Below are 17,079 nucleotides of genomic sequence, written 5' to 3'. Positions count from 1 at the left end.
TAAATACTCATAAATACTCATAAATACTCATAAATACTCATAAATACTCATAAATACTCATAAATGCTCATAAATGCTCATAAATGCTCATAAATGCTCATAAATGCTCATAACGGCTCATAACGGCTCATAAGATAGAAACACAGCCTGCTGTTACCTTATAGCCTACGGTAAAAAACTTAAACAACTTATTGAACCGAACCCAGTACCGACTCTCCGTACCATTTCGGTTAAGGATTATTTATGCGCTTGCTACCACCCGTCACTACTGCACAATCTGCTGTACCCGTTTTGACCCCACTAACTGATGCAAAACAGCAGAAAGCAAAGCAGTTGACTCGCTACCCAACGTTGACAGGAGCGCCCTTACCAAAGGCGCAATCTGATGCCCTCGCTCATGAATTAAATGTGCTTTACCGAAGCGTGATGGATTCGTTAGGTAGTGATGACGCACGATACATTAAACGAGTGTATGCCGCGGTAGTCTATAGTGAAATGACAGCGCGTGGCTTACTGGCAGCGGCTGGATGCATGCAATCAAAATATAAAATAGTCGCGACTTGGTTATTGGGTACCTCGCTACTGAGTCTCAGCAAAATTCTAAACAATATGGAGCTTGGGCATAATGTCATGCATGGTCAGTATGACTGGATGCAGCACCCGTATCTCAATAGCCAAAAGTTTGATTGGGATATTGTCTGTCCTGCCCCATTGTGGCAACACTCTCATAATTACTTGCATCATACTTTTACCAATATCGTTGGTCGTGACCATGATGTTGGCTATCACTTAATTCGCGTGACTGATGAGCAACCTTGGACGCCAAGCGACCGCCATAATATGTTTAAAACAGCGATATTGGCTCTAGGTTTTGAGTGGGCGGTCGCCTTTCATGATATTCAAATCAGTGTCGACGAATACGCGGACTCCCCTGATCGACACCAAACCATGCAACAGAAATCTCGCGCATTATTTGCCAAAATCGCCCGGCAAGTGGGCAAAGATCATATTGTACTACCCACGTTAGCAGGGCGAACATTAGGTCGAGGTAGTGCTATGACCACACTGAGCGGTAATGTTACTGCCAATATCGCTCGTAATCTGTGGACATGGGCGGTGATATTCTGTGGACACTTTACCGAACAAGCCCATATCTATAGCCATCTCGATGCCGATGAGACTAAAGGTGACTGGTATGTGCGTCAAATTCTGGGCTCCAGCAATATTCAAGGCGGTAAGCTGTTTCATATTTTGACGGGAAATTTATCGCATCAAATCGAGCACCATATCTTCCCTGACATGCCAGCCAGTCACTATGCTCGTATCGCACCACAATTACAGGCAATATGCCGCAAGTACAATCTACCCTATAATACTGGACGTTTTGGTACACAATTCCGGCAAATGCTGGGACGTATCCGCCACTTTAGCAAGCCAAGTGCTGAAGAATGGCAGTCTTATTTACATTCACAAACTACGTCAATCCTTGAAACAAATCATGCCGTAACAGAAAGACCAAAAGAGCTGCCCGCTATACGTGGATTAGGTAAATATCTTCCCCCTGTCATGCGCCAAGCCTTATTTTATGCTTGATGTGCAGCTCATATGGAGACCACTGGTCGACCCCTTTAGTCTTAACATTTACTCTATCGACTCTTACGCTAAAGAACTATAAATGTGAATCGAAGGGACTCATACTTTAGTGAATAATCTATTCGGTCATTCAAGCTTTTTTCATTTAAAAATACGCTTAATCCATACTAAAAAAAACCAATAATATTTAATGATAACAATCAATAATAACGGAGAATATCCATGAAAAATCAAAACTCTGAACAAGACCTAACCATCACCCATGATGAACAGGCTAAACGCTTTGAGACCTCTATTGACGGTCATACTGGCTATATTAGCTATCAAGAGCGTGACGATACATTAGTTTATGATCATACTATCGTACCTCAGGAGTTAGGCGGGCGCGGTATTGGCTCAGCATTGGTCAAGCATGCCCTCAACTATGCTCGTGAACAGAATAAAAAAGTGATACCACAGTGCTCATTTGTCTCGTCATATATCAGCAAACATCCTGATTACCAAGACTTGCTATAGTCCACTCTTTAGCAATAAGCCATAGAAAATGCAGTATGCTAGTAAGCGTCATAGTTTCTTTAGAAAGGTTTTAAGCATTTATTATGGTTCAACTTGGCTAATAAAATTGAAGCGTTAATACGCTACTACCCTCCTATTTATTTGCTATCTGCCCTCGTATATTTATCTTTGAATATATGGCAAGATAGCAAATATAGGCGGGTTTTCTGGCCTATAATGGCAATAGAACAAAAGGTCTTTACAGTGACGTAATAGCGTTAATGATATAACTGAAAAAGAGAATTGAAGTTTCGTAAAATAGCTTTGACAGATACAATGTAGTGCCTGATATAGTTTTTAATAAACCAAACCAACATAATAATAAAGGTGATTAATATGAGTAGTTTATCTGATAAGCAAGTAAATTTGCAGCTAGAGGAATTGCCCGGTTGGCAGCGCGAGGGCAATGCTATCGTAAAAACATATCACTTTAGCGATTTCATCGAAGCCATAAGCTTTATGAATCAAGCAGCGTTCCATGCCGAAGCGCTCGAGCATCATCCCGAATGGCGCAACACGTATAACGTGGTAGAGGTGCGCTTGACTACTGGCGATACCGGCGGTATTACCAGCCATGATATTCGTCTGGCGAAACGGATGGAACACATAGTCCAGCCGAAACGTTTATAGTGATGTGTTTGTTTTTATAATGTTTATAAAAATCCTTTATTAGTAAATACATTATTAAATACCAAAAAAAGTCCTCAATTGAGGACTTTTTTTATTTAACAATTTACAGGTATTAATTACATCTTGCGGCTTACAAATGCCACAATAAATAGAATGACAGCGACTGCTAAGAAAATATATGCCAAATTAGCAGACAATCCTGCGACACCGCCAAAACCCAATAAACTTGCTAACAGTGCGATCACGGCAAAAATAATAGCCCAGCGAAACATAACCTTCTCCTTAAAAATTATTATTAGAAAACCAGATATTTAGGTTGATGCAATGGACAATTATTAATAAGAAATAATTACTATTATTAATGACTGCCTTGCTCTCTCTAAGGTTCCTTTTTGTTTTTTTAATACTTATTAGTTTTTCACCATTATTACTGCTTACGACCATAGATTAGCAATATTTATCTTTAGAAAACGTTCATTTTGGTAATGATATCGGTAGGTTATGTAACCTTTGTAGCAAATCTTAACATCGAACCTTTTTTTCATCTCTTTATGGGAGTTATGTGTATAGATGGTTAGTTATTACTTAGCCGTCAACATTTCCATCATATAATCTGCTATAAACAGTAACTTACAAGTCATTTTTACTGGTCAAAAATACTTTAATATATCTGCCTGATTGCTATCAAAAAATCAGACCTCAAACTCTGACTGTTAAATGGCAACAAATTTTAAACGTCACACGACTCATCAAAACATCTATTAAGGATAATAAATATGGATAGCAATACTAATACGGATACCTCAAACAATACACGACAGCATAGCGATGAAAAGCGTCCTTACGCGGTTGTCTTATATGGTGCAACCAGCTTTGTTGGTCAAATCACAGCGCACTATTTAACAGAGTTTTTATCTAATACTAAAGACAAAGAGGGCGCCGATGTCACGTGGGCGATTGCTGGGCGTGATGAAGCAAAACTGAACGAATTACAATCTAAACTTGGCAGCACTGTCGATATTATTCTTGCTAATAGTGACGACGCAGACAGCCTTGATGAGATGACCAAACAAACTCAAGTCATCATTTCAACCGTCGGTCCTTATCTCAAATACGGTGAGCCGCTGATCAAATCTTGTACCACTCATGGGACAGATTATGTCGACCTCACTGGTGAAGCTATCTTTATCAAAGATATGATGGACAAGTATCAGGACGCGGCAAAGCAAAGCGGCGCTCGTATTGTCAACTCGTGTGGCTTTGATTCGATTCCATCGGATTTGGGCGTCTACTTTACTCAAACCCAAGCAGAAGAGAAATTTGGTCGCGCTTGTGATGTGATTCATATGCGTGTCAAAGCGGCGAAAGGCGGTCTATCAGGTGGCACCATTGCCTCGATGGCGACTATTTTTGAAGAAGTTGGAAAGGACAAGTCACGTCGTAAGCAGGTAGCAAATCCTTATCTACTCAACGATGACAAAGATGCGCCAAACGTGCGCCAAGTTAATGTCAGTAAGCCAAAATACGATAGTGAGCACAAACGCTGGCTTGCGCCTTTTGTGATGGCTAGCATCAATACCCGTATCGTTCATCGCACCAACCAATTGCTTGGCTATGAATATGGTCGTGACTTTAAATATGACGAAGCAATGTGGATGCAAGATGGTGTAAAAGGTCAATTATCAAGCTATGCAATGAGCGCAGGCTTGTTTGGATTTGCTACTGCTATGATGGTCAAACCGAGCCGTGAATTATTAGCTAAGCACGTGCTACCCAAGTCAGGTTCTGGTCCGTCTGCAGAAGAGCAAGCAAACGGCTACTTTGACATTCGCCTCTTTGGGGCAACGGCTAATAAAGACACAATCAATACGAAAGTAACGGGTGACAAAGATCCAGGTTATGGCAGTACTTCGCGTATGCTAGCGCAATCAGCATTATGTTTAGCACAAGATATCAGCAAAGAAGAAGTTGGTGGCGGTTTTTGGACGCCAGCCTCTGCCATGGGTAATCATCTGCTAGCGCGTTTAGAAGAGCATGCAGGTCTTAGTTTTGAAGTTGTCGATTCTTAAAAGCACCCATTTATAAAATCAAAACACGCTGATTTTTCATAGCGCACTAATGACCGTATCTTAGCAATGAGATCCGGTTTTTTATTGCCTATTTTTTCTCATTATTCAGATTGCAATTTTTTGAGCGATTGTTAATAAATAATAATAACGTGATTCTTTGGTAAACGATATTGGCACTTCTTGCCTTTTTAATACATTAAGCTACACATTTCTAGAGTAATGTCACAGCCATATTGCAGTGAATGACGTAGGATAAAAAAAGTTAGGCGATTTTTTACCCCATATTTTTTAATCCATATTGCATAGCAGCTTTGAGAGGAATAATTGGCTCATTAACATTTCATTTGGACTTTAAACGCGTCAGAGTAATTTTCTAATGCAATAAAAATCATATTAATAAAAATTAAGTTTTACTGATTTATCATAAACTTGGAATAAATCAATAGCCCCTCATCTAATTAAAAGGACATGACAATGAAAATGAATATATTGACCGCTGCTGTGATGACATCTGGTCTTGCTATGTTTGCAAGCTCTGCTAATGCTGCTATGACTACCGATAGCCACGGCAATGTTGGCTATGACAGTTATGAGGAGTGTGTCACCGCTGTCAAAGACGGTTCGGCCAAATTTTATACCCCTTATACTTATCAAAACCCAAAGCGCCAAGCAGGTGAAGCGACTGTCAAAAAAATGCGCTTGTCTGAAGTAATGATTCCTCAGACAGTGGTCAATGCAAACAACTTAACAGCCAGTGATTACTCAGCAGGTGCTTGTGATTTAGGGGTTGGGCAGTCAAATGGTCGCTATGGTGTTTCGGGTGCATTGGTTGGGAAATACGTCCCTATCGCCGCTGATATGCCTGTCAACGTCTATATGGATAAGGCTGGCAATCCAGTACGTTTAAGCATGCAGCAGTGCGATAACCACTTCGGTGCCAAGTTTCCAACGCCTATTATGAGCGAAACAAAAGAAGCTGAAGCACCAGAAGCACAACTCGCGATTATCGAAGATCGCCGTGTAGAGCCTGTCATCGTTGAAACCACACGTGTTATCCGCCCTACTAAATATAGTGTCAAAGAAGTCATCATCGTACCGAAAGATCAAATCAAGCGAGTAAACACAGCGTCAGGTACAGCCATTGCTATCGAAGACGAGGCTAACCGTACTGTAATCGTTGGTGAAGAAGCAGATGCGGATGTCATCGACAATACTGAAATCAATCAAACCTTCCCAGTCATTCGTGTTCCTAGTAGCAGCACTCAACAACGCGTCGTTGATCCAAATACTGGCAAGTATATTGTTATTGAATAAGACTCTAATGAAATATAAACGAACAAGATTCGTTGAGACATCATTGTTATAAGAATTAGAGATAGGAAAGTAGCAAATAATACTATTTTCCTATCTGACAATAACCATACAGTAGTTGCACAAAGTCACCTGCTAACATCCGTCTGTTAGAATTTTAATCTATGGACTACTGAACTAACGCTTGTTTAGTTGGTATTCTCCCCTTTAGATTTTTATCACTGATTTAGGTCAGCTTATAAAGCTCTTTATCCAAATCCATCATGATAGTCTCTTAATGGTTATCATGATTTTATTTTGTCTATCAATTAAATGTTAGATATATTAAATATATAGATTTGAATTACTAAATGAATGTGTGATATGCAACTGCTGTATACAGCAGTTAGCAACATAAGCGTCAAGTTTGAAATTTTTTAAACTGACATTATAAGATTGTAAATTAAGGAATTGATTAATGAAAAAAAATACTCTATCTTTATCGCTACTGATCGGCGCTGCGCTCACTATCCCAAGTTTGGCTATGGCAGCACCTGCTGATACTGCGGCAGTAGATGTGCAAGCAGCGGCTACCGCCACCACACTTGAGATGGAAGGTGACAATACAAATAATGCTTCAGTAGACAATCAGTCTAGCCCATTTCAGATTAGTGAGACACAAATTATCTCAAGAGCAAGCGTTAACAACAGTGCTAATCAACAGCCGATGACTACTGAGCTTCAAGCTGAGCAAGAAGCAATGGATGCCGAGCAAGAGCTGATTCAAGATTCTGAAGAAGCGATGCAAGAAGAAGACTCGTTAGATACACAAGAAAAATTACAAGAAGCTGAAGAAGCCACAGAAGAATTATAGAATACGAAATAAAGTACGATATGAACCCCGCTGTTAACTGAAATCACGCAGAAGAGGTTATTCAGCGAGTTAAGTTTTGAGTAGTTATTAGTGTTCATTAACAATTTCTATTTTTAGATACATTCCATAAAAAAGGCAGCCTAATGGCTGCCTTTTTTATCACTATTAACATTAACTATTTTTTGGTTTTAGTCACGCCAGCTTCCTGTAACAGCGCCCCAAACGTACCCATTTTGCTAGGTGCTTCTGCTTTATCAGCCCTTGGCGCTTTGCTACGATCGTTATTAGCATTGTCTTTATCCTGACGATTACCGCGAGATTTCGACGGGCGCTTATCAGTCGCTGGACGGCTACTGTTTGGGCGTTTGCTATTTGCATGATCGCTACGTGGACGACTGACTTTCTCATCATTACCAGTACTTTCAGCCGATTTCGCTGCTGGGCGCGCAGGCTTTTCAGATTCTGGCTTCATACTAAAGCCAATACGACCACGTTTTTCATCGATAGAGATGACACGTACCGAAACAATATCGCCAGGCTTGACGCGGTTCATCGGGTCAGCGACAAAGTCATTGGCCATTTGTGAGATATGTACCAAACCATCCTGATGAACGCCAACATCAACGAAGCAACCAAAGGCTGTCACATTGGTCACCACGCCTTCAAGCTGCATGCCCTCGCTCAAGTCTTTAATACTGTTAACGTCTTCACGGAAGTTAGCAGTCTTAAATTCAGGACGTGGGTCGCGTGCTGGTTTGGCTAGCTCCTCGATGATAGCAGTTACACTAATATTGTCATCATTAGCAGCCAGTGCAGTGGTATCTATCGTATTTAATATGCCGTCATTACCGATGACTTCTGGCAATGCTTTACCAGTTTGTGCCAATAAGCTATCGACCAGCGCATAGCTTTCTGGATGCACACCAGTGGCATCAAGGGGATTACTACCACCATGGATACGCAAGAAGCCTGCTGCTTGTTCAAAGGTCTTAGCGCCTAAGCGTGGAACGTTTTTCAATGATTCACGACTTTCAAAAGCACCATGCTCTTTACGATAGGTCACGATTTGCTGCGCGACGTTTTTATTCAAACCAGCGATATGCGCCAAGATAGCTGGGCTTGCAGTATTCACATCAACGCCAACCGCATTTACGCTATCTTGCGTGACTTTATCAAGACTATCTGCCAATTGCGTTTGGTTGACATCATGCTGATATTGACCAACGCCAATCGCTTTTGGATCAACCTTGACCAATTCTGACAATGGATCTTGTAAGCGACGGGCGATAGAAACCGCACCGCGTACCGAAACGTCTAAGTTACCAAGCTCGTCAGTGGCAAGCTCACTGGCTGAATAAACAGACGCACCTGACTCATTGACGATAACTGATTTGGCTTGTAATTCAGAGTTGGCAGCCAAAATTTCTTTAATCATCGCATCTGTTTCGCGGCTCGCCGTACCATTACCGATAGCCACCAAATCAACGTGGTAAGTACTCAATAATTCATCGATGACTTTTTTGGCTTCATCCATCTTATTATCAGGAGCAAATGGATAAACTGTGGCGACGACAGGCTTGTCTTCACTGTCTAACATGACGTGACCTTGAGCATCGACGATGGCCATTTTTACGCCATGACGAATGCCAGGATCAACACCTAAAATCACTTTACGACCGGCAGGCGCTGACATTAATAAGTGCTGTAAATTATTAGCAAACACATCAATCGCATCTGCTTCAGCAGTCAGACGTTTTGCAGTCAATAAACGATGCTCGATATGCGGACGCCATTTGTCTTTCCATAAACTGGTAGCAGCTTCTGTCAAAAATTCTTGACGGGCATCAGGTGCTTTAGAATCAATCTCAAAATGCTTAATGATTTTTTCGATAAATGGCGCGTCTTCGCCTTCGATTTTAAGACCTAAGACGTTTTCTTGACGACCACGTAGCATCGCTAATAAACGATGATTCGGCAGACGCGCAAGGCTTTCGCTATGCTCGAAGTAATCTTTAAACTTCTCGCCGACTTCGCGTTTTTCTTCACTTGCAACGGCAGATACGATACTGGCCGTCTTGGCAAAGCCACTGCGCAAGTTGTCTAGCAAAGCCAAAGCCTGCGTCCATTCATCAACGATGATGGCTTGTACGCCAGCGAATTGCTTGGTGATATCGCTAAAATCAACTTCCATCTCATTACCACTATCATCGGTAATGCTCGATTGAACTTGATAGTCTGCTAATGCGTCAGTTGGCGTGACTTCTTGCGTCAAGACGGCTTGCGCTGCCACATCAAGACCAGCAGCACGTGCTTTGGCGGCAGGAGAGCGGCGACGCGGGCGGTATGGCAAGTAGATGTCTTCAAGCTCAAGTTTCGACGTCGCATTATCGATACGCGTCTGTAGCTCATCGGTCAGATTGCCCTGCGTGCTAAGCAGCTCAGTAATTTTGAGGCGACGAGTTGCCATATCGCGCTCATAATTGAGCGACTTCTCTAAAGCTCGCAATTGCGCATCGTCAAGATTCTGCGTCTTTTCTTTACGGTAACGGGCAATAAATGGAACGGTCGCGCCTTCATCGTAAAGTTTGACAAACGCATTGACTTGAGCAGTCTTAATGCCAAGCGCGCGAGCAAGCTTGTCGTGAATATTCGCGTGTGTGGTTGCATCCAAAACCTGTGCATTTGTCGAGGTTTGAGATGGCGTTAAGGTATCAGTGCTACTCATAGACGTATCAATCGTTGAGAAATGTAGTTTTGCATTATAGCAAAAGCTGCATGAATAAAAATCCTTTTTATCTTTTCGTTATTTATCGCTAGTTTTATGACGAAAATCGTCTCATATCATAGGTTCTGTCGCTTTGTTAAACAAACGCATACAGCATTTGTCCTGATGGGTGATGCAATTAGTGGTGCAATCTTATACACTAAAGTATCGAAGGCGCAAATATTGGTACGCGCTAACGCATTGAACAATAGTATTCAAATTTATGATGGATTGAGACGGACCTTTACTTTTGACCACTCATTGAATAAAGACAGTTTTTTGCTAAGGTTTTTTCGTATAGTCGATTCAAGATAATTTAGCGATGAGGACAGCACGTTAAAATACTATAAATAGTAGACTCAACGAACCTGACACCGTATTGTCTTTATATCATTTTGACTATATAACCTTTAGCCTTGACTGTTAACGATAATTTCTACTAATAATAATTTTTATAAGAGGATGCCTGTATGTCTGAAAATAACAGCCCTGATACCTTAACTCAACGAATTTTAGTCGTTGATGACGATGCACGCTTGCGTTCTTTATTACAGCGCTTTCTAGAAGACGACGGTTTTGTCGTTCGTACCGCTCATGATGGTAGTCAAATGGATAAGCTGTTGCAGCGTGAGCTTTTCTCGTTGGTGGTACTCGATTTGATGCTACCAGGCGAAGACGGCATCAGTATCTGTAAGCGTCTGCGCGAAGACAATGGCGACATTCCTATCATTATGCTGACAGCCAAAGGTGGGGATGCCGATCGTATCGCTGGTCTAGAAGCGGGCGCAGATGATTATCTGCCAAAACCATTTAACCCAAAAGAGCTGTTGGCTCGTATCAAAGCGGTATTACGTCGTCAAAATCGCGAGCTGCCTGGCGCACCAAGCCATCAGCTTGAAGTGGTTGAGTTTGGACCGTGGACGCTTGATTTATCGACACGTACGCTTAAACGTGACGGCAATGTTGTCACTTTAACGACAGGTGAATTTTCGGTGCTAAAAGCACTGGTGCAGCATCCACGTGAGCCGTTGACACGTGATAAATTGATGAACCTTGCGCGTGGTCGTGAATGGGGTGCGATGGAGCGTTCTATCGACGTACAGGTATCACGTTTGCGTCGTTTGATTGAAGACAACCCTTCACAAGCGCGTTACATCCAAACCGTTTGGGGTGTAGGCTACGTATTCGTTCCTGACGAAGCTGAAGTAGAAACCGTTAAAAGTGAGTAACTTTTGACTATGTGTGTCCTCATTTCGAAAATTCCGATTATCGATTGAATTGAGGACACACGCTAATATCATTTCCATTTAATATAGGCCGTGTTTGATTACTCACAAATACGGCCTATATGATGAGTGTCTCTGTGAAAAAACCTATTATTTTTCAAAACATACCCTGCACCTTGGTGACAGGGTTTTTGGGTGCTGGCAAGACCACAGTGATTAATCAGCTGCTTGCTATCAAACCTGCCGATGAGCGCTGGGCATTACTAATCAATGAGTTTGGTCGTATCGGTATTGATGGTGCGCTGCTGGCAAGCGCGCAAGATAGTAAGCCTGAGCAAGATAATATTGCGATACGCGAAGTCAGTGGTGGCTGTATTTGTTGTACCAGTCAGCTGCCATTACAAATTGCCGTCAGTCGGCTACTTAGTGAGCATCATCCACAGCGGTTGCTCATCGAACCTACAGGGCTTGCTCATCCACGTGAGCTTATCATGCAGCTCAGTGCACCGCATTGGCAAACAGCGCTCAATATGCAGGCAGTAATAACGGTACTGAGTGGCGTGCAATGGCAACAAGATAAATATCGTCATCATGACGGTTTTCAAGCGCATGTCCGTGATGCCGATGTGTTAGTCATTAATCGTTATGCTCAATTGAGCGATAGCGAAAAGCAAGCACTGCAACAATGGATAGCCAAGCTCAATGCACAGGTAAAAATTATTTGGGCAGCATCTGAGCAGATATCTCATGATACAAACGACTCATCCAATATTCTTTTATCAGAATCAAGCGTGTCAGAGTTGAAAACTCAGCTAACCAAGCCCAGTCAGGTTATCTCGAAACAACGTACAGTCAATATTGTTCACCCTCAAAAATCGACTACTAGCTTGCAACCGCAGAGTAATGCCCTATCGATATCGACCACCTTGTCATCCGACGCTTTTACAAACAAAGATGATTCGCAGACCAGCACAGATATTGAGCTACCTTATCGTTATCATGAAAAACAGCAAGAGTTACAGTTGGCGGGTTGGAGACTGCCAGCGCACTACATATTAAAAGCGGATGAGTTACAGAGTTGGTTATTAACACTACCGAACTGGCAACGTATCAAAGGCGTGGTTCATACGTCTGATGGCTGGCTACAAATCAATTTTACCCCTGACAGCTTAACCACCAGTACGGTCAGCGCACAAGTTGATAGTCGGCTAGAGATTATATTACAGTTGGATGCAAATACTAATAACGACAACGATACAGCGGTAGAAAGCGACCGCTCAGAAGAAAAAGATAGGACAGCATTTTTATCTTCTATAAAGACGCTACCTTCTATCGATTGGGATACCTGCGACCGTGAACTAATGGCACTGGTTATTTGACACACTCCCACCACTTTCGCCAAGCTCAAGTGGGGGATTCTAAAAGCAGATGCTCTTAGGCGACTTTCTCACGAAGGTCGCAAGTTTTCTGTTTCAACGGGCGACCTTTACTGCATCCTCCCTCCGCAGACAAAACGGCATGTCCTGCCGCTAATATGTTACGAGCTGCATTAAAATCAGCGTTCGCAACATACATGCATTTGACGCACTCAAATTTAGACTGAGTTTGTCTGTTATCGACAGCGATATGCTGGCATTCAGAGCAGGTTTGGCTGGTGTAGCGTGGATTTACTTTGATAAGTAAGCCGCCTTGCCAGTGTTGCTTATACTCAAGCATATCGACCATCATGCCCCAGCCTTGATCTAGGATTGATTTGTTTAATCCTGACTTGGCTTTGACATGACGACCTTTGTTCTCCACCGACCCGCTGGCTGATTTCGACATATTAGCGACCTTTAAATCCTCACAAGCAATCATGGCGTGGTTTTTGCTGATGCGGGTGGTGATTTTATGCAAGTAGTCATGGCGAATATTAGCAATGTGGCTGTGTAGCTTTTGAATCTTGCGGTTTTGCTTTTTCCAGTTTTGGCTAAACAGAACCTTTCTGCTTAATTGACGCTGTAATTTGGCAAGTTTAATTTGATTGGCTTTAAAGCTGTTTTTCGGTTTGATGTACTGACCGTTTGAGGTGGTGAGTAGTTTACTGATACCCATATCCAAACCAATGGCGCTTGTGGCAGGGTGACGTGGGTTCTCATCCAGTTCGCGCTCTGTGCCAAACGACACGTACCAGTGCCCTAATTTCTTGCTAATGGTGACATTTTTAATCGTGCCAATAATGTCTTGCGATTTCCTAAACGTCACCAAGCCCACGCCATTAGGCAGTTTTACTCGATTGCCTTCAACACGACAGTATTTATCAAACTGAACCAAGCGAATGGAGTCACGCCCATCTGATTTGCGCTTAAATTGTGGCATCAATGGTCGTCGTTGAATCTCTGTGCCATCAGCCAATTTAAAGAACTTAGGTTTGCGAGGTTTCTTTTTATTTTCTTTTAACCTGGCATGTACTTTAGGATCAAAAAAACGCGACCAAGCCGATGCCAGATCACGTACTTTTTGTTGTAAAGAGACAGCATTTGAGCTGGTTTTTAAGAACTCGAAATCAGGGTTGCTTTTTAGATCCATGATTTTATTAACGAGGTTGGTGGCATTGATAAACGCATCTTTAGCAAACATCTCAAATGAGATTGCCAGCACTTGATTCCAAACAAAACGTGCAGAGCCGACAAGATTATTTAAAATAATCTCCTGCTCCGTATTAGGCTCCAGCCTAAATTTATACGCTTTGTTGATTTTCATCTAACACTCTTTATAAGTTACAAGGTATTATAATAATTAATTATTCTACCAGATTCAGGCGCATATTATGTAATTTAAACATTAAAAATGATGCGAAATTCACCGCCACCCTAATGTCGGATGGCGTCCTCTTTCGCGGTTTTGATAGTAATAGACAAAAAAAGGGCAGACATTGCTGTTCGATATAGCAATGCCTGCCCTTTTTCTTTTTTAACGTAATTGACTGTCTTTGCTACCGCGCCGGTTGAACAGCTCAGCGGCTCTCGCCTCTTGTTCAAGTTCTGTCTGACAGCTGACGCAATGCTGAATACCAGGCACTGCTAACCGCCGTGCTTCTGGAATAGGCTTGCCGCATTCATCACACGTCTCGGCACTGATGCCAGTTGGCAACGCACGTCTTGCCCGCTCTAATGCATCATTTACCGTTGCATCCATTTGCTCATGCTCAGCACCATCTCTTGACCAACCACCTGCCATAACTCTATCCTATTTACGATAATTAGATATTACAAATCGCTTTAATAACAAATAGATGGGGTTGTTTATAATTAATTGCAACCTACTAGAGCATGCCTCAATCTGAAAGTATGCGAATAAATACGCTAAATAATGACATTTCCTAGCAAAAAATCACATGGCTAACCTTTTGGCTGTAGCTCAACCACTTGCCCGCGTACCCCGATACTGGCATCACTCATCAGACAAACATAGCCTGCCATGATATCTTCAGGTGTTTTTAGGCTCATAGGACTCTCTCCTGGATAAGCATGGGCGCGCATATTGGTACGAGTGCCACCAGGATTGACACAGTTAAAACGTAAATTAGTTGTATTCTGTGTCTCTTGGGTAAAGATATCACTCATGCCTTCTACGGCTTGCTTGGACAGCGCATAAGCACCCCAGAACGCGCGAGGATGTGTACCGACCGTGCTAGAGGTGAAAATAACAGAGCCATTCTCAGCATCTTTAAGTAGTGGTAGCAGTGCTTGGGTGAGCATAAACGTCGAGGTAAAGTTCACCTTCATAACTTGTGCAAAAGTATCGACGTCATACATCTCAAGTGGGGTTAGCTGCCCAAGCATACCCGCATTGTGCAAGATGCCATCGAGCTGACCGACTTCTTTATTAATCAACCCCTCTAACTGCTGCATTTCAGCATAGGTTGCCCCTTCTAGATTCATCGGTAGCATGGCAGGCTGTTTGCCACCAAGACTTTCAATCTCATCATAAACATATTCAAGCTTGCTGCTGGTACGTCCCAATAACAGGACTGTCGCTCCATAACGAGCATAAGTCAGCGCGGCAACGCGGCCGATACCGTCACCTGCCCCCGTGACCAAAATAGTCTTACCATCTAAACAATTATCAGATGGTACAAAGTTGCGAATATCATTATGAGTTAACGGTTGAGTTAGACTTTGAACGGTTTTCTGGTGGTCTTGCTGACTAGCTGACTGGTTAATATTGTCACTCATGGCATTGCTCACTGCTTATCGTTTAATAGTTGGGATGCTAAGTATTTATCGTGTTTCTTTAAAAACATAGAGTGTGGCGGACTCGATTTATAATTTTATTTATAAATAGTCAAATTTACCAGAAGAGAGCAACAGTTTATTTAATTGCTCAGGCGTATCAGTAATATAATCTGCACCCCATTTCTTTAGGTTTTTTTGATCTTCAGGCGGAATATAACCATAAGCAGCTAGAATCGTCGGCATGCCAGCGGCATTACCAGCTTCGATATCACGGATATGATCGCCAACATAAATCACGCTTTCAGCGGCGCCGCGAGGGATACCAAGCTTCTCTAACGCCGCATACATAGGCTCTGGATCGGGTTTTGAGCGAGACACATCATCAGGACAGACCAAAGCAGAACAGCGCCCGTCTAACTGCATCTTGTCTAGTAACTTCTCTGCCAGATAACGCGGCTTGTTGGTCACAATACCCCATGGCACCCCTTTTTCTTCAAGAGCAGTCAACACATCTTCTAATTCAGCGAACACACAACTATCGACGCATATCTCAGCTTCATAATCATCTAAAAACTGTTGGCGAAACTCCTGCAAAGCTTCTTCGCTAACCTCAATTTGATCGTTATGACGTAGCATCAACTGTACCATCGCTGAAGCACCAGCAGAAACTTGCTCGCGAATTTCTGCTTCAGGGGGTGCTTGCCAATCATTTTCGCGGCTCATTTTACCGATAATACAGACAAAATCAGCAGCCGTATCGATTAATGTCCCATCGAGATCAAATAAAACCGCTTTTACAAATTGGCTCATAGTGAATGCTCTTAATATAGATAAGGTGTTGAGTGAAATAGTATGACATGAAAACAACCAAATACGGCATTCAGCTTAAGCCAGTGGCTTGTGTACTGCCATCATGTAATTAACATCGACATTTTGAGCCAGCCAATAACGCTTGGTCAGCGGATTATAATGCAAGCCAATGATATCTTGACGTGTGAATCCCGCATCAATTGCCATTTTATCTAATTCGGCTGGCGTGATAAATTTGGCATAGTCATGAGTGCCACGATCGAGCAAACGCAACACATACTCTGCGCCAACGATGGCAAATAGGTATGATTTAGGGTTTCGATTGATCGTCGATAGCACACAAACACCACCTGGTGCCAATAACTCAAAACAAGCCTGCACAATCGAGCTGGGATCAGGCACATGTTCGAGCATCTCCATACAAGTCACTACATCAAACTGACCTGCATGAGTTTTAACCAGTTCTTCTACTGGTATATGCTTGTAGCGCAACGTCTCATGTAAAGCACTTTGCTCTGCATGCAGCGCTGCCGCTTTCAGATTTTCGGTACCCAAATCAATCCCTATCACATCCGCACCGCGACGTGCCATAGACTCCGACAAGATACCGCCGCCACAGCCGACATCGAGCACTTTTTTTCCAGCCAAGCCAGTTCCAGCCGTTTTATGAATATCTGTATCAGCACTGTCATTTTGATAACTGCGCTTGACGTTGTCTTCTATCCAATTTAAACGCAGTGGATTTATTTCATGCAAAGTCGCAAAGGCACCCGTCTTACTCCACCATTCGCTTGCCAACTTATTAAATTTGTCGACTTCGCTAGGATCTACATTAATGGCGGTAGCCGTTGTATCATCAAGACCGCTGTTTGCTTGCTCATTCAAAGAAGGCGAGGAAGATAGAGCTGAGCTCATTGCATTTTTCCTTTATTGTCATTATCGTTATAATCATATACAGTGCACAATTATGTACCTAATATTAGCATGAGAGCGGCAGCTTTGTCGTGAGTACATCGTCACCGATTGTGAATGGTCTTAGCAAACGTTCATA

15 protein-coding genes are annotated in these 17,079 nt (G+C 42.5%); 8 read left to right on the top strand and 7 right to left on the bottom strand.

What is annotated here, in order from left to right; all coding sequences use genetic code 11:
- The first annotated feature begins 243 nt into the window (after positions 1–243).
- The 3 genes from I3252_RS04875 to I3252_RS04865 all read left to right on the top strand — a co-directional run bounded on the left by I3252_RS04875 (position 244) and on the right by I3252_RS04865 (position 2,778).
- Complete coding sequence (locus I3252_RS04875; protein ID WP_238034393.1) at positions 244–1,593, top strand: acyl-CoA desaturase; 1,350 nt, start codon at positions 244–246, stop codon at positions 1,591–1,593.
- Between the two features lie 222 nt (positions 1,594–1,815).
- Positions 1,816–2,109: a GNAT family N-acetyltransferase gene (locus I3252_RS04870; protein WP_238034392.1), complete on the top strand. Its 294-nt coding sequence runs from the start codon at positions 1,816–1,818 to the stop codon at positions 2,107–2,109.
- A 375-nt stretch (positions 2,110–2,484) separates the two neighbouring features.
- Positions 2,485–2,778, top strand: coding sequence for a 4a-hydroxytetrahydrobiopterin dehydratase (locus tag I3252_RS04865; protein ID WP_055123632.1), 294 nt, complete (start codon positions 2,485–2,487; stop codon positions 2,776–2,778).
- A 116-nt stretch (positions 2,779–2,894) separates the two neighbouring features.
- On the opposite strand, the gene I3252_RS04860 is transcribed toward I3252_RS04865, so the two are convergent.
- Positions 2,895–3,050, bottom strand: a complete 156-nt coding sequence (locus I3252_RS04860; protein WP_021814049.1) for a DUF1328 domain-containing protein — start codon at positions 3,048–3,050, stop codon at positions 2,895–2,897.
- 504 nt (positions 3,051–3,554) lie between these two features.
- Between I3252_RS04860 and I3252_RS04855 the strand changes: the two genes are divergently transcribed.
- From I3252_RS04855 to I3252_RS04845, 3 genes are all read left to right on the top strand, one after another.
- The gene (locus I3252_RS04855; RefSeq protein ID WP_238034391.1) at positions 3,555–4,847 is read left to right on the top strand and encodes a saccharopine dehydrogenase NADP-binding domain-containing protein; all 1,293 of its coding nucleotides are present in this window, start codon (positions 3,555–3,557) and stop codon (positions 4,845–4,847) included.
- Between the two features lie 474 nt (positions 4,848–5,321).
- On the top strand, positions 5,322–6,161 hold the full coding sequence (locus I3252_RS04850; protein ID WP_238034390.1) for a hypothetical protein: 840 nt from the start codon (positions 5,322–5,324) through the stop codon (positions 6,159–6,161).
- Between the two features lie 454 nt (positions 6,162–6,615).
- On the top strand, positions 6,616–7,011 hold the full coding sequence (locus tag I3252_RS04845) for a hypothetical protein (RefSeq protein ID WP_238034389.1): 396 nt from the start codon (positions 6,616–6,618) through the stop codon (positions 7,009–7,011).
- Positions 7,012–7,186: 175 nt separating this feature from the next.
- On the opposite strand, the gene I3252_RS04840 is transcribed toward I3252_RS04845, so the two are convergent.
- A complete protein-coding gene (locus I3252_RS04840; RefSeq protein WP_238034388.1) occupies positions 7,187–9,736 on the bottom strand; it encodes a Tex family protein in 2,550 nt (849 codons plus the stop codon).
- A gap of 509 nt (positions 9,737–10,245) precedes the next feature.
- Here I3252_RS04840 and ompR point away from each other — a divergent pair.
- Complete coding sequence (ompR, locus tag I3252_RS04835) at positions 10,246–11,004, top strand: two-component system response regulator OmpR (RefSeq protein WP_055123637.1); 759 nt, start codon at positions 10,246–10,248, stop codon at positions 11,002–11,004.
- Positions 11,005–11,126: 122 nt separating this feature from the next.
- A complete protein-coding gene (locus I3252_RS04830) occupies positions 11,127–12,380 on the top strand; it encodes a GTP-binding protein (protein ID WP_269129628.1) in 1,254 nt (417 codons plus the stop codon).
- 55 nt (positions 12,381–12,435) lie between these two features.
- Here the strand turns inward: I3252_RS04830 and I3252_RS04825 are convergent, their stop codons facing one another.
- The 5 genes from I3252_RS04825 to ubiG all read right to left on the bottom strand — a co-directional run bounded on the left by I3252_RS04825 (position 12,436) and on the right by ubiG (position 16,943).
- Entirely contained in the window at positions 12,436–13,743 is a 1,308-nt protein-coding gene (locus tag I3252_RS04825; protein ID WP_087813871.1) for an RNA-guided endonuclease TnpB family protein, read from the bottom strand.
- Between the two features lie 210 nt (positions 13,744–13,953).
- Positions 13,954–14,220, bottom strand: a complete 267-nt coding sequence (locus I3252_RS04820) for a DksA/TraR family C4-type zinc finger protein (protein ID WP_087813872.1) — start codon at positions 14,218–14,220, stop codon at positions 13,954–13,956.
- Positions 14,221–14,381: 161 nt separating this feature from the next.
- On the bottom strand, positions 14,382–15,218 hold the full coding sequence (locus tag I3252_RS04815; RefSeq protein ID WP_198332282.1) for a YciK family oxidoreductase: 837 nt from the start codon (positions 15,216–15,218) through the stop codon (positions 14,382–14,384).
- A gap of 99 nt (positions 15,219–15,317) precedes the next feature.
- Entirely contained in the window at positions 15,318–16,028 is a 711-nt protein-coding gene (locus tag I3252_RS04810; protein WP_238034386.1) for an HAD-IA family hydrolase, read from the bottom strand.
- A 75-nt stretch (positions 16,029–16,103) separates the two neighbouring features.
- The gene (ubiG, locus tag I3252_RS04805; protein ID WP_238034385.1) at positions 16,104–16,943 is read right to left on the bottom strand and encodes a bifunctional 2-polyprenyl-6-hydroxyphenol methylase/3-demethylubiquinol 3-O-methyltransferase UbiG; all 840 of its coding nucleotides are present in this window, start codon (positions 16,941–16,943) and stop codon (positions 16,104–16,106) included.
- Positions 16,944–17,079 lie beyond the last annotated feature (136 nt).

The organism is Psychrobacter sp. Ps4, from assembly GCF_022129285.1.
GTDB classification, from domain to species: Bacteria; Pseudomonadota; Gammaproteobacteria; order Pseudomonadales; family Moraxellaceae; genus Psychrobacter; species Psychrobacter immobilis_A.
The sequence above is the reverse complement of the archived record's forward strand: the minus strand, read 5'-3'. Positions and strand labels throughout refer to the sequence as shown.